At 41.9% G+C, this 14914-nt stretch carries 12 protein-coding genes; 7 read left to right on the forward strand and 5 right to left on the reverse strand.

Features of this window, described 5'->3' with window-relative positions; genetic code table 11:
* The first annotated feature begins 7 nt into the window (after positions 1–7).
* A complete protein-coding gene (locus ACYQ28_RS06775; protein ID WP_460049010.1) occupies positions 8–583 on the forward strand; it encodes a glutathione S-transferase family protein in 576 nt (191 codons plus the stop codon).
* Positions 584–634: 51 nt separating this feature from the next.
* On the opposite strand, the gene yihA is transcribed toward ACYQ28_RS06775, so the two are convergent.
* Positions 635–1285 (reverse strand): ribosome biogenesis GTP-binding protein YihA/YsxC, encoded by a 651-nt coding sequence (gene yihA / locus ACYQ28_RS06780; RefSeq protein WP_460049011.1) that lies wholly within the window; start codon positions 1283–1285, stop codon positions 635–637.
* A 208-nt stretch (positions 1286–1493) separates the two neighbouring features.
* Here yihA and ACYQ28_RS06785 point away from each other — a divergent pair, with 208 nt between their 5' ends.
* From ACYQ28_RS06785 to ACYQ28_RS06810, 6 genes are all read left to right on the forward strand, one after another.
* A complete protein-coding gene (locus ACYQ28_RS06785) occupies positions 1494–2141 on the forward strand; it encodes a c-type cytochrome (RefSeq protein WP_460049013.1) in 648 nt (215 codons plus the stop codon).
* 284 nt (positions 2142–2425) lie between these two features.
* Positions 2426–3034 (forward strand): thiol:disulfide interchange protein DsbA/DsbL, encoded by a 609-nt coding sequence (locus ACYQ28_RS06790; protein ID WP_460164698.1) that lies wholly within the window; start codon positions 2426–2428, stop codon positions 3032–3034.
* A gap of 132 nt (positions 3035–3166) precedes the next feature.
* A complete protein-coding gene (locus tag ACYQ28_RS06795; protein WP_460049015.1) occupies positions 3167–4996 on the forward strand; it encodes a GGDEF domain-containing protein in 1830 nt (609 codons plus the stop codon).
* 23 nt (positions 4997–5019) lie between these two features.
* Positions 5020–5196, forward strand: a complete 177-nt coding sequence (locus ACYQ28_RS06800) for a hypothetical protein (protein ID WP_460049016.1) — start codon at positions 5020–5022, stop codon at positions 5194–5196.
* A gap of 1166 nt (positions 5197–6362) precedes the next feature.
* Positions 6363–6848 carry a sigma D regulator gene (gene rsd / locus ACYQ28_RS06805; protein ID WP_460049017.1) on the forward strand — a complete coding sequence of 162 codons (486 nt, stop codon included), beginning with the start codon at positions 6363–6365 and terminating at the stop codon, positions 6846–6848.
* Positions 6849–7045: 197 nt separating this feature from the next.
* A complete protein-coding gene (locus tag ACYQ28_RS06810; protein WP_460049018.1) occupies positions 7046–8032 on the forward strand; it encodes a WD40 repeat domain-containing protein in 987 nt (328 codons plus the stop codon).
* A 3-nt stretch (positions 8033–8035) separates the two neighbouring features.
* Here the strand turns inward: ACYQ28_RS06810 and elbB are convergent, their stop codons facing one another.
* The 4 genes from elbB to ACYQ28_RS06830 all read right to left on the reverse strand — a co-directional run bounded on the left by elbB (position 8036) and on the right by ACYQ28_RS06830 (position 14131).
* Positions 8036–8692, reverse strand: coding sequence for an isoprenoid biosynthesis glyoxalase ElbB (gene elbB, locus ACYQ28_RS06815; protein ID WP_460049019.1), 657 nt, complete (start codon positions 8690–8692; stop codon positions 8036–8038).
* Positions 8693–8887: 195 nt separating this feature from the next.
* Complete coding sequence (locus ACYQ28_RS06820; RefSeq protein ID WP_460049020.1) at positions 8888–9430, reverse strand: hypothetical protein; 543 nt, start codon at positions 9428–9430, stop codon at positions 8888–8890.
* 732 nt (positions 9431–10162) lie between these two features.
* Complete coding sequence (locus ACYQ28_RS06825; protein ID WP_460049022.1) at positions 10163–11269, reverse strand: hypothetical protein; 1107 nt, start codon at positions 11267–11269, stop codon at positions 10163–10165.
* Between the two features lie 483 nt (positions 11270–11752).
* Positions 11753–14131: a hypothetical protein gene (locus ACYQ28_RS06830; RefSeq protein ID WP_460049023.1), complete on the reverse strand. Its 2379-nt coding sequence runs from the start codon at positions 14129–14131 to the stop codon at positions 11753–11755.
* Positions 14132–14914 lie beyond the last annotated feature (783 nt).

A 14914-nucleotide genomic window follows, 5' to 3' on the forward strand; every position in this document is an offset into this window, starting at 1 on the left:
GAGATTTATGAGCATCACAGTTTACGGATCGAAGCCTTCTCCATACGTGCGTCGTATCAGAATGCTGTTGCAAGGCACTGATTTTAAATTTGAAGTTGTCAATGTTTACGACGATAAAACGCGGGCCGAATTTGCAAAATTAACACCTATTCGCAAACTGCCAATTTTAATTGATGGTGATAAAACGATTTTTGATTCGCACGTAATTGCTAATTACTTGTTAGAAAAACTGGATTTACCAAAACCAACGCTGGATCAACACAATTTAATAAGCGCAGTCGACTCGGTAACCGACGCGCTGATTATTTTATTTTTGGGTAACAACTCAAAATTGGAAACCAGCAAAGACGTGTTGATGTTTAAGCTTCAGCATGAGCGTATTCCAGATAGCTTGGCATGGTTAGAAACACAAGCAAAAGCCGGTGCATTTGAAGAGCTCAACTACGCAACATTGTGTTTGATTACACTCATCGACTGGGCCGAATTCAGAAAGTTATACTCCTTCGACAAATACCCAACCTTGTTGAGCGTTCGTGATCGCTTCGCCAGTGAACCCGTTGTTACGGCAACAGCGCCCGAATAAAAAAATTGCTCTAAAAAATTACTTTAAACCAACAGAATAAAATGCCCTGAATTACTCAGGGCTTTCTGTATCCGGCGAGGTCTCGATATCTTTGGTTGGTATCGTCAACCATTTCGATAAAACACTTTTCAATTCCTCAACGCCTTCTTTTTTCAGAGAAGAAAAAAGTTGGGCTGAGATTAAATCATCGACATCGGCTTCTTTTAAGTGTTTGCGCACATCTAATAGTGTTGTTTTCGCGGGGCCTTTTTTGAGTTTGTCCGCTTTGGTGAGCAAAATATGGACAGGCATGTCAACTTCTACCGCCCAATTGATCATCATGGTGTCGAACTCTTTCATCGGTTGACGCACATCCATTAGCAGTACTAATCCTTTTAAACTTCTCCTTTCACGCAAATATTGCGATAAATTTTTGTCCCACTCTTTCTTTACTGCTAATGGAACCTTGGCAAAGCCGTAACCGGGAAGATCCACTAAACGCTGTTCGTCCGTAATGTTAAAAAAGTTGATCAGCTGAGTGCGACCTGGGGTTTTACTGGTGCGTGCGAGTTTGCCGTTTCCTGTTAGGCAATTGATGGCACTGGACTTTCCGGCGTTGGAGCGGCCGGCAAATGCTACTTCAGACCCTTGTTCAGGCGGACAAGTAGCGAGAGTTGGTGCGCTTTGAAAGAAAGCGGCTTGGGTAAAATCAAGTTTTGACATAGATCGGCAATTGGGCAGGTCTTCATAAAAATTAGTGCCTTAAGCAAGGCTTTGTATATAATATCGGGCTTTTGAGTTTAGGGGTTAGCAATAACGGTGTATTTTTGCCGGTGCTGCCCGCTGAAGTAGTGTTGGATATCTAAAAAAATAGGCGCAATGCCGCCAACACCTGAGAGAATTTGAACTGACAAACCTTACGGATTAGCCAATGTACAAGACAGTTAAGCAAGTATTCATGGTCGCAGTTTGTTTAATCGGCGCGCAAACAGCTCTCGCCGAAGGCAACGCTGAAGCAGGTAAAGCAAAAACTCTCGTGTGTGCTGCCTGTCATGGTGTCGATGGTAATTCGCCAGCACCAAACTTTCCTAAACTAGCAGGTTTGGGTGATAAATATTTGTACAAGCAATTAACTGATATTAAAGAAGGTCGTCGTCAAGTCCTTGAGATGACTGGCCTACTTACTAATATGAGCGATCAAGACCTAAAAGACATCGCAGCTTATTTCGACAGCCAAACCATGCAGTTGAGCGGTGCTAAACCTGTTGAAGTACTTACCAATGCCGGTGTTAAGGTTGATGGCCTAGAGCTTGGTCGCGAAATTTTCCGCGCCGGTAATAAAGAGACCGGTGTTGCAGCGTGTATGGGTTGCCATTCTCCAACCGCGCAAGGTAATTCACCAGCAGGCTTTCCACGTTTGAGTGGCCAGCACGCACAGTATGTTGAAAAACAGCTACGTGCCTTCCGCGCTGGTGAGCGAACCAATGATGGCGAGCAAGCAATTATGCGCAAAGTTGCTGCTAACCTAAGTGATGCGGAGTTAGTGGGATTAGCAAACTTCATTGCTGGCCTTAACTGATCTAGCATCAATAGAAAAGCGGCTTAGGCCGCTTTTTTTATGTCTGAAACTTATACCTGAAAGATATGCCGAAATATTCGTTCTAAATAGGGTTCAGCTTTTTGGATGTTTGTACAGTTTTTACAGGTCGCTAGAAACTAATAACCAATACCGTGATCCTAAACCTCATAAGAAAATACACATATATTCTTGGAACTGATCTCTATATTTATGTCTAAGGGCCAAGAAAATTTTTACTGGAGAACAAGATAATGCGATTGATAGGAATCACTTTGAGCACTTTCATGATGCTATTAGCGATGGCTTTTGGCGTTCAGGCTCAAGAAGAATACCAAGAAGGTGTTCATTATCAGGTGATCAAGCAACCGGTTCAAACTCAAGATCCCAACAAAATAGAAGTGACGGAAGTGTTCTGGTATGGCTGCGGCCACTGCTTTGCGTTTGAGCCTATGGTCCAGCAATGGGAAAAAACACTTCCTGAAGACGTATTGTTCGTACAGTCTCCAGCTATCTGGAATGCACCTATGGAAGTTCATGCCCGTGCTTTCTATGTTTCTAAAGCTTTAGGCATTCACGATCAGCTTCATCAACCGCTTTTCAATGCCCTTAATATAGATCGTAAACGACTTGCCAACGAGAAAACGCTTGGTGAATTTTTCGCCGACTTTGGCGTAGATGCAGAAACCTTCAAGAAGACCTACAACTCTTTCGGTGTGGTTAGCCAAGTAAATCAGGCCAATTCACGTGCACGTAGCTACGGTATTCAAGGCACTCCAGAAATTATTGTTGATGGTAAGTATCGAGTAGCTTCAGGTTTGGCTGGCGGTCAAGAAGGTATGTTAAAGGTTGCCAAGTTCTTGGTTGATAAAATCAGAGCTGAAAAGCAAAGTTAAAATATACACAGCTAACAGAATTTACGTTGTTAAGCCCGGTTTATAACCGGGCTTTTTTTTACCCTCAATTTGTCAAATCAACATCGTCCAGTGCCATCTATACTGAATTGTAATTTCAAGTTAGGAGGTATGATGAGCACCAACTGGCGTGACAAATATCTATCGGCGTTAGATGAGCAAGAAACACAACAGCGACGATACCAAAATCAGATCAACAAGCTTCAAGAAAACATTTCTGTACTTGCTCGCGCCTGTGAGACCGTTGATCCTGATCTTGATGAGATTTTTAAAAAAATCATCAGCCGAAGTTCGGGCCCGATTAAGGCCGACAGCCTAGCAACGGTTGCACAAAAGGTGATCAGTCGGCGTGCGACTCGCGAATCGGTAACCAAAGAGGCGTTCGATAACCTTGTCTCGTCATTAATATCGCTGAATCCAGAGTCATCTACAAAACAAAAGATTCAGAAGTTTGGCAAGCAACTGAACCAAAGAGCAAAAAATATTCACGCTTACCCCCAATTACTGCGCGAGATATCGGAACTTCATTCGAACACACTTAGCGATATCATTGAATCGCGGCCAACCTGGTGGCAAAAAATTCTAGGCACAAAAGCAAAAATAAAGGAAGAAGTTACACCTCAGAATAACAACCAAGAAAAACCAACTGAAGCTCCTCTCGATAAAAAATCACCCAACGAAACGCCAAAAGAATCAGAGTCGGAAATAATTGAAGGTGAATTTAGTGTAATAGAAGAACCTAAAATAAACCCGCAGCATGATGAGATAGTTGATACGGATGAAGAGATCAGTGATCTTAAGCGAAAAGAAACAGACGATTTTGTAGAGGAAAAATATCGTAAGATCGAAAAAAAAATTGAAGATAATAATTCTCCTGCTTCAAAAGAATTTACCAGTATTGAGCAAAAGGTTGTAAAAATCCTCGATGAGATGATAACCAGTGTTGAAATTGAAGATTGTGTGCGCGAAAAATTCATTGCAACCAAACAACGTTTAGATCATGGGTTGAATTGGTTTGAAGTAGTGGTAGTTTTGGAAGATGTTCGAGATTTGTTTTTACAAGCATTAGCTACGACGAATAAAGAATTCGAAGAATATCTAAATTGGGTTGACGTAGAATTAAAAAAATTAGCGGATTTATACAGTCAAAAAAATAAGATAAAAGCTGAGCAGATAAAAGATTTGCAACATTGCAAAAATAATTTAAACGACGGTTTAAACAAGTTAAAAAGTGACATTAATGAAATTGATACGTTAGAGTTGTTAAAAAACTCAGTGAATGAAGGGTTGGATGAGCTTGCGCAGCAATTTAATACCTTCGATGTCTTTGTTGAAAGCCAAGTGGACGAAAATTATGAAGGAGAGCTCTTAAAACAATTAGAGTTGCTGGCAGAAGAGAATAATAAGATAAAGCAAGAGTTGGAGTTGCATAAGTACAGGTCATTACACGATCCATTGACAGGCTTACCCAATCGTGAAAGTTATAATCAAAAAATATATTTAGAATACGAGCGATGGAAATCTACCAAACAGCCATTAATGATATGTGTGTGCGATATCGATCATTTTAAAAAATTTAACGATTCGTACGGCCATCAAACTGGTGATCGTGTTTTAAAAGTTGTTGCGACAATCTTGAAAAAAGCATTAGGAAATTTGGGGTTAGTTTGTAGGTATGGAGGTGAAGAGTTCGTATTAATTATGGTTAATATCGAAATATCTTTGGCAGAAAAAGCAATTGATAATGCAAGGCAAAAAATTGCCACTACCGCTTTCAGATTTAAAAAAGAACCCATAACCGTTACCGCATCATTCGGGATTTGTGCCTTTAAAGGTGAAAGTACGATAGCTGAAGTATTCGAAAACGCAGACAAAGCGCTGTATAAAGCAAAAGATGCTGGGAGAAATTGTGTGATAACACACTCTGAACTAGTAGAAAGGTAAAAACCAGAGAGGAGTAAAACACAGTGAATCTATTGCTTATATTGGGAATATTGTTTATTGCGTTGTTTATTTTAATTCCTGTACTTGAACGTTACGGGAAAAGCTACAGTCCAGAGGAAGTTTCCAAAATTTCCCGTTGGGCCATGCCGTTAGTTGCGCTGCTTATAATTGTTCAAATATTGCTCTATTTCTTTTGGTAAAAATAATTCTAAAAAAGAGTTGTCAGCTAAAAATATATTCCGTATAGTTCGCGCCCTCTTGCCAAGGGGTACAGAGAAAGCCTGCTGTAGAAGGGTTTTCAAAGGCTCCTTGAAGAAAAGATTCATCTATAAAGATTGAGTTTTTTCAAGCAAGGTTCTGGCAGTTTTCGATGTGATTTTTGAGTAAAAAAGCCCATCGAAAAGAACTTGAATAAAGTGCTTGCCAAGAACAAAAGGTTGCGTATAATGCGCGCCCTCTTGTCCAGGAAGAAAAAGAAAGCCATTTATTAAAAGGGTTTTCAAAGCTTCCTAAATAGAAGGTTTTAGTTCTAAGAATTAAGCTTTCTAAAGACAAGGTTCTGGCAAATTTCGAAGTGATTTTTAAGATAAAAAGAGCGACGAAAAAAACTTGAAAAAGTGCTTGCCAAGAATCACTTACCGTTCTTGAAATTGGCGACACATCCTTGTGTCGCGAGAAACTCTAGGTTAATCAGAGTTTCCTATAAACATAACATTTTACAGACGGCACCTTTTTACAAACTGTATTTTTAACGACTGCATCTTTTACAAATTATACTTTTACGGATGCCATCTTTTGCGTAAAAAAACCATTACCAAATTACTGAAATAACTTACATTTGGTAAATGCATTTTGTTCGGTCTATTTTTTGAGGAGATTTTATTAACGTTGTGCGTTCATGAGTACATCTGAGTAAGTGAATAAATACTATCTAACATTTTAAACAAGCGTCAACAATAACTGTGGTTATATACATACTGTTTCGTTATTAAATTCTACTTTTATTGTGCGATCTAGTTGTAGTTAGGTAGAATCACTTGTGATGGCGTCGATTAGCTTGCCACCGATTTTTCTGTTGACATATGCCAACTTTACGATTTACGGCATTCTTGACAATTTCCAAAAAATTATCGCTATCGAATTTGATTATGCCTTTTTTGCGTCTTTAAAACGTCAAAGCAATATAGCGTTTACTTCTTATCGTCTTAATGTTTTTCCATAAGTAACGATTTATCACTCAGTTCACCATGGGTTTCGATTCTACTTGCCCACAGGCGTGAGTTATTCTATCTTCTTCATACAGTGGTTATGAAATTCATGCATCTTGAATTCATTTTATACAATACAAAAACACTAAGGAATTACCATGTTGGAAGGCTGTCGCACCGCACAAGAACGCTGGGGCGGAGTAAATGAAATTATTGATCGTTGGCTGGCAGAGCGTCAGGAGCTTTTGGTTCTGTTTTGCAGCTTAAGTGGTGTTAAATCTTTCCAAGACAGCGATCCTGAGTACGGCCCTAAGATATTAAAGCTGTGTCAGCTGTTGGTAGATTACGTTTCGGCCGGTCATTTTGAAGTTTACGAGAACTTAATCGAAGAAGGCCGTCACTTTGAGGATACAGAAGGTCTAAAAAAGGCCGCCGATTATTATCAAACCATCGATAAAACCACCGAAAGCCTGCTCGATTTTAACGATAAATACGCCGAAATCGACGATTTAAGCACTCTAGTTGGAGATTTATCGATTATGGGCGAAACGCTTGCCCATCGCTTTGAGGCCGAAGATCAAATGATTGATGTCTTGCACAATGCCCATAAGCACGAAGCCTTATCAACCGAAAAGTCTTCTTGATATTTCATCGAGCGTTATTGTGGCGCTCGAATTTTCTCCCTTATTGCCTGCCTACCCGACCTATTGTTTTTCTTTTCTCGCCCGAGCTCATCGCTTGAATTGTTGCCCATTTTCTAAATGATATATTTTTACTGGACACTCTGAATAATCTTGTGCTTTTGCCGATAACTCTGATTATTGTTATGAGAGTGGTTCGGATGTCTGTTCGAGTTTCTGCACACATAGTTTGGCTAGCGTCGCTCAGCTTTTGCTTAAGCGGCTGTTTTGAAGCGTCACCTAAACGCTCGGTTGAGGTTGCCAAACAGGGCCTGTATAGCGCCTCTTTGAGTCGTGACGGTTCTCATGCGGTAGTTGGTTCGATCTATCACGGTGCCAGCCTGTGGGAGAGTAAAGGTGAGCGGATTTTTAATTGGAACCACACTCAGGGCAACTATTCAGAAATTGTTGCTACGGCGTTTTCCCCGGAAGGTGCCTGGGCAGTAACCGCAGAAGAGTCAAACTTTGTGCTCTGGTCAACCACCTCAGGGAAAGCAAGTGCTTATTTACAACTTCCTGCGGAACCGATGGATTTGGCGGCCTCAAATCAGGCTGATTTAGTCGCGGCGGCTCTCAACAATAATACCGCGGTTGTCTATGCGGCCAAAAAAAACTCTTTAGTGCGTACTCTGCGCCATCAAGATACAGTATTGACTATCGATATTAGCGATGACGGCCAATTGGTATTGACCGGCTCAGAGGATGACTTTGCAATATTGTGGGATTTGTCGACGGGAAAAAAAGTCCTGGAGAAGCGCTACGAAGACGACGTGGTTGATGTTGCCTTGAGTCCCAGCGGTAGAACGGCTTTTGTGGTTGCTCAATACGACAAGGCCGAGATTTGGAACACCGCCAACGGCAAGACCTTAACGACCTTACCTTTGAGTGCCCAGCGTTTAGCACGCGGCAGCCGCTTCACCACGGCCGCCTTCAGTGACGATGATCGACTCCTGCTTACCGGTCGTCCCGACCAGATCGTGCAGTTATGGTCGGCCGAAACCGGCAAGTTGCTGGAAACCTGGAAACTGCCAAAACGCGATGCGTGGCGACCCACCTCCGCATCGGTGTTAGCGGTTAGCTTCGCTAAGCAAAAGGGCGTTTTTTACGCGGTTGCCTCCAATGGATACCTGCACGAACTCCGACAGTAGTGCTTAGGCGACCTCTAATATTTTATCGACCAACTTATCGATACCTTCTTTGGCTTCAATCATGTTTTCGGCCAGCATATAAGCCGGTGTGGTCGCGAGCTTGTTGTTTTCATCATATGTAAACTCGCGCGCGCCACAGTCTTGGTGATCACCGCCCAATTCAGCGATTGCCTTGGCGGTGTCTAGATCACGGCCAATGGTACATTTTACGCCCGCGCCACAAATTGCGGCGGCCATTACCGGGGAGATGCATATCAAACCAATGGGTTTACCAGCTTCATGAAAACGCTTGGCGAAGGCTAAAAACTCTTCATTGACCTGTAAACCAACACCGTTTACCGCAAAATCACACAGATTTTTTGCCGCGCCAAAACCACCGGGAACGATTAGCGCATCAAAATCTTCGACCTTGGCCTCAGACAAAGGCTGAATATCACCACGCATAATTCGTGCTGCCTCAACCAAGACATTTCGAGTTTCACCCTTGGCAACTTCACCACTGAGATGATTTACAACGTGCAATTGCTTGATATCCGGCGCGAAAGCCTCGATACGTGCGCCAGCTTCGTTTAAACGCAGCAATGTAAATACCGACTCGTATATCTCGGCGCCGTCAAAGACTCCGCAACCGGACAATACTACCGCTACTTTTTTACTCATGTGTTGCTTCTCCAAATTCAGGAATGACGATAATTTGAAAGATAATTAGGTACTTAAACGGACGAAAAGCACTCAAAGAATAGATGTTCTAATAGATTTCCTATTAACATCTATCGCCCATTATTAGCAGGCAAGCGGCGCCGTTCTTGTAGACATCTTCTACAAGTAACGCAATTTGCTTTTACGGAAAGGGAATTATTCTGGCTGAAGCAATGATCCGGCTTCAATCCAAAACGTTAAATCATCAACTTTTTGATTTAATTCGATCATTTGAGTGTGCAATAAACCGAACTCTTCATTTAATGTATCGGTGACTGTGTTTTGTTCTGATTTATCGCGTTTGAGTTGTTTGCGAATTGCCACGGCTTTTTCAATAACTGAGTCGGCAGCGTTATTAATGTCAGCCATTTGTTGCTTAAGGCTACCGGTTTCATCAAACTCTTGAGACTTCGACTCCGATCGAAACCATAATTTTCCGGCACGCTTAAAGGAATCGGTCTGTTTTTGTAAAGCTGTGGCCGCGGATTTTAACTCTTTTGTGCATGTATCGGCCTGTGCCGAGGCATCACTGCACTGCACAACAATTCGCTCGGCTGCGGTTAACTCATCTTGGTAATTGCCGAGGCTGTTAATGTAAATTTCTTGACGTTGAAAACCTAGCGATTCTAAAGACCAGATATAACCAGTCTCGCAACCACTTAAGCAAGCTACGCACAACAACACAAACCACCGAGACATATTTTTAACCCTGAACACTTACGGTTTTAATACCATCAATTAAAACAAGACCAACATTTAAAACGAGGCAATGCAGGCGCTAGTGTAACTGCATCAATGGAGGATACAAGCACGTCTTGTATCTAATCGTTACGGTTAGAAAACGTAAATGTGACTACGCCCAGAAGGCCGCGCTGTATCAGACCAAGATCAGTCTTGTTTACAATACATAACGCGGCTTAACCTAACGCTTCTGACGGCACAGTAGGTTTTGTTAATGTTATACACAAACAGTAATTGACGCTTTAACTCGAATAAAAATCGCCGGATCAGTTACCGTTCGCTGCACACATTAAGGAGGGTTAATCGGAGAGTTGCGATTTATGTGAAGACTCTCGATTTTTTCCTACTTTAGGAACCTCTGATTAACTCATCCATGATTTAATCAGAGGACAGAAATTGAAAATGCGATTTCCAATTTCTTCACAATTTCAATCACTTACCATTCTTGAAATTGGCGACACATCCTTGTGTCGCGAGAAACTCTAGGTTAATCGGAGTTTCCTTTAATAGCAGGTTTTTAAAATAGAGGTTATTGCTGTGACAAAAAATGTGATGCATTCTTCCGCAATTTATTCAAAGGTCAGAATTTAAAATACGATTTTCAATTTTTCATGATTTCAAATACTTGCTGTTTTTGAAATTGCCGGCACATCCTTGTGTTGCTGGAACCTCTAGGTTAATCAGTACTTCTTAAAAAATGGGTAATCGAATGCTCAAACCAACGGTGATACTGCGCGCATCCTCGTAATCACTGGAATCGGCCGCCAGAAACAAATCGAGATAAGGTGTTATTAAACGCAAGTCGATTGCCTCTGTCTCAAATTGGTAGCCACCGGCAATACCCCAGCGCCCCCAATCGGCCCCCAATGCAAGCCGTGGGTATAAATATTCTTCAACCTGTTTAACTTCGCCAGTAAGCGAGAGGTTTTTATAAAAATTATAAGTGATCTCGTACCTGCCGCGAAAAGGCAAGGTTTGCGTAAAGTCGCGAAAACTCTCAATTCCAGACAACAGTGGAACTGCTTGCAGACGACCTTCATCGTCAAAAATAACGTTATTAGTATTGGCTCTGGCTTGCGTAAAGGTTACGTCGTTCCATTGAATTTCGGAATATAAATCTACAAAGTCGAGTGCGGCATATAATTTATCATTAATTTGCCAATAGGCTGAAAAATCAATGCTATAACCTTTTCCAGAAATGGTTTCTTGTTCGCGATCCAACAAAATATCTTCTTCGTAAATGTAATTCAGTAATAACTCACCCTCGTAATCACCTTGTTCATCAACACTCACCTCTCCTCGTAAATAACCACGCGTAACAGAATCAGCATCGAGATAATTTATGGTTGGCGTTAGGATTACATTTTTATGAACCTGAAAACTTTTGGCCAACGAAATACCATTGGCTTGAATATGATTTGGTTCAAGATTAATGTGGTAGGTGCGATCGATAGGGAAGGGTAAATCGTTTTCTTCGCGATACACCAATTCTACGGTGTCGGAATTAAATTCGAGCAAATAATCGTAACGTGTAAAAACCGCTACTTCCCAACTGCCAAAACGGCCACCAATCGCTGCTTTGTTAAAGGTAAAAGCCACTTCACCAGAATCTGGCTCTGGGCCTTCAAAACTGTCGATTAATTGTTTAATGGCTGCGGGTTCGCTATAAGAAAAACTTTCGACCTCAATAAAGATTCCACTGTCTTTTTTTACGATATGATCTTTGGCATTTACTGGCTGAACAACCGTCAACAACACCAGCATTAAAATTTGGCAAGAGAAACAACTCTTCTTCATAGAAAATGTACCAACAATTACGTTAATTATTATTAATGAAAACGCCGATTAACCCATCGTTTCTGACGACGCATGGATATGCCGTCAATTTCAAGAGCGGTAAGAGCTTGAAATGTCCGTCTTCTGAATAAATCATCGATGAGTCGATCAGAGGTTCCCAGAGGCTTTTCTTTAACTTTAGCCGACGTGCCTTATTCTGCCGTTTAAATTAAAAAATAATCTTCGCAGCTGTTTTGAATTTAATAGGTTAAATATAAAAATGAGCAGAGATAAAAAAGGACGCTTGCACGTCCTTTTTAGAGGGGTAGTAAATTTATTAATTGAACAATGAATAGAAAACACTGATTAACTTAGAATTTCCAGCAACACAAGAATCTGTCGCCAACTTCAAGAACGGTAAGTTCTTGAAGTTGGGAGTAGATTCGAAACTGCATTGTCAATTGCTGTCTTCTGATTAAATCGTGATGAATTAATCAGAGATTTCTACAGTGACTCGAAGACGCCATCAATATAATTGATTGTTACCAAGCCATTATCGTTTTCTTCAATTAAACCGTACACAGTTCCGTTGAGACTGATCGAACCCGAAATAACGCCGTCTAAATCTTCCGCCAAAGTAATTTCGACGTCGTCTTGGTTAACGATGGTAATTTCGCTGGGTGCAGTCGTGAGCGTTGTTAAATCTAACCCGAATTGCAATTGCACTTCATCGTATGAAATAGCCGCGGTTGTTGTTGCGGTATCTAACCCTGTACGTTCGCCAACAAGTAATACGGAGACATCGCTCAACACGCCGTCTAGATCAAGCACAAAACCAAGGCCAAAGGTAACATCAACAAAGCTGTCTTCGGTTTCACCTAAGCAGTCTTCAGACAAGGTTAACACGCCTGTCGCTAGATCAACGCTTTCGGTTTCTACACAACTAAATAATAGGCCCGTTGCATCACCATTAACGGTTAAAGAAGCCGTTAAACTTTCGCCAGACGCGTTTGCGAACTCTCCAGATAAAGCCAGTGTGACCTGACCTACCGCAAGGCTTTCGCTGAACTCGGTAATAAAGGCAAGTCCTGTACTGTCGGAGCTATCGACGATCGCACCCAAAAACTCGCTATCGCTACCGGTAATTTCGTTGCTATCGAATGATATTGATCCTTCGAAGGTGACTGGATTATCAAGCGTTAATTGCGCAATTTCCACATCCAAAGACAAACCGACGTTGGTGGCTTCATATTGTGACTCTAAGCCTGCACCAGACAATGTTGTGCCATCGCCTAAATCTTCCGAGACCAAACCAGCGTCGGTATCGGTAATTGTTAGCGCAACATTTGCCGTGCCGCCGGTGATGGAGACAGAAACAACACCTGCGACTCCAGCGCTGCCGCTTACATCTAAGGTCACATCAACTTCGGTGGTGATTGAGTCGGATGTGCTAACAGATGGGTCTACCGTATCCATTGAATCAATGGCGCCGCCGTCGTTAGTGGTTTGGCCAATGGTTTCGGTCAATGTGATATTACTCGCCACAGCTTCAAGCGATACGGGTACGCTCACTTCGGTGAAGTCGTCCACCAAGACAACAACGTCTTCATCAACCGTGTAGGTATCTTCGCTGATAGCAACCGTAATACCGGTGATTAAATCAACGTATTGCGAATCAGTGGATTGTTGAAGTTCGATAAACTCAACGGCACGTGCAATTGCTTGAGACGCGAGAGATAAAGCCTCAAGAGATTGAAGAGTACCGTCGCTGATTGCGTCACCGGCAAGGCTCAACTCATCCGCAAACGTATTAAAGCTAGTTACGTCAAAGCTAGTTACCAAGGTACGAACATCCGATACCGCGTCTTTCGCAAGCTGCAATTCAGTTGCATCCACGCTGTCGTCCGGTGTACCATCGGTGGGGTCTGTACTGCCGTTGCCAGCGATCATTGCTTGCGTATCGATTGCGGTTTCAAGAGAACCCAAATCAACATTTAATCCAGCATCGGCAAGCAGCATTTGCACGCTATCGATAACAACGGAAGCTCCCAATAAAACGTCTTCTAACGTGATACCAGGCGCACCGTCGATTTCGGTATCGGCAAGGCCGCCATTGTCAACATATTGATTAGCAAAAGCTTGTACCGCTTGCGCAATAGAAACCCCACTGTTGTCACTCAGTATCGCTTGTACAATTGCCGCGTTGTACAAGTTGTACTGCAACGAACTTTGTTCGGCGGAGGCGACATCGGCCGGGTTGGTGACATCAACCACATCAAATTCGGTAACACTGCCAGATAGACCAAAGCGATTGGCGACGCTGGTGTTGGCGTTATTAATCGCCGCTAAAATATCGGTTTCGGTACCCATGGCAAAATTAGCTAATGCAAGCTGGCTGGCCACTGTTGTTAGCGGTGTAACCGCAACAGAAACAGTATTAGCGGTAACTTCTGGTAATACGGCGTCTAATTCAAAATCTTCAAGAGGAAAATCATCACCAAATGCGATACCTGTTCCGCAACCGGCGGATAAGTCGCAACGCATCATGGTGCTGCCGTCACTTGCGGCTGTAATACGAACGGCGACGGGACCACCCGAATAATTCGTAAGCTCAATACTATCGTAGCTACCCGTGCTATCGGTTACACCGGTTCCTAAAACCGTGTTGGTATCAATATCGCCACCGGTAATGGGATAAACGGTTACTACACCGTTAATCACGATGCCTTTGGCTGCTTCGCCAAACACAGACACCGGTGTAGAACTGCCGGAGTTGCCACCGCCACCACCGCTACTGCATGCACCTAGTGTCAGTGCCGCCACCGAAATTGAACACGCCAACAGCGATTTTTTATTTATTATTTTTCTCAACATTCCAACCATCTATTTTCTCCTAGAGTAATTACGAGATTTCCCTGGCCCCAAAACAGGCACCAAAATAACTCGAGATATAGGTGTGAATTACCCAACTGTTTGGGAAGTCTTTTAGGTATAGATCACAGATCCAATAGAGCCCAGCTTGTGAAAAAAAAATATAGTTTTATTTAACTTATGGTCGGCTTGGTATAAGAATTAAAAAAATAAACGGCGGGGTTTCAGACGAAACATTTTTTTAGGAAGGTTCTTTTAAACACTGTAGCCATTTTTTTGACTTAATAGAAACTACCACTTGTAGAAAATTTTAATATATTAAAATGCTAGTTAATGGCTTCCTAAAACAGCGCCTATTATTAAAGGACTTTTATTAAAGAGCTTTTACTAAAGAATTTTTACCAAGGAACCTTTAGGAAGCTCTGATTAACTCATCCATGATTTAATCAGAGCACAGAAATTGAAAATACGATTTCCAATTTCTTCACAATTTCAATCACTTACGGTTCTTGAAATTGGCGACACATCCTTGTGTCGCTGGAAACTCTAGGTTAATCAGAGCTTCCTTTATTTATCGTTTGTTCAAGATACGTCGTTGTATTTACGACGCCTACCACAAACCTACTTGTACAAAAATTCAAAATTTTAAGTGTTGATGGAATGAATGTGGAAAACGATATTTCGATGTATTTTTTACGGGAAATTATTTTTTAATATAATTTAAGAGTGATGAATATAATCATCACTTCGCTAGTTTAAATAGATTCTTGAAAGGGATTCGTGAAATAGTTAATC

The organism is Sessilibacter sp. MAH1 (assembly GCF_054658315.1).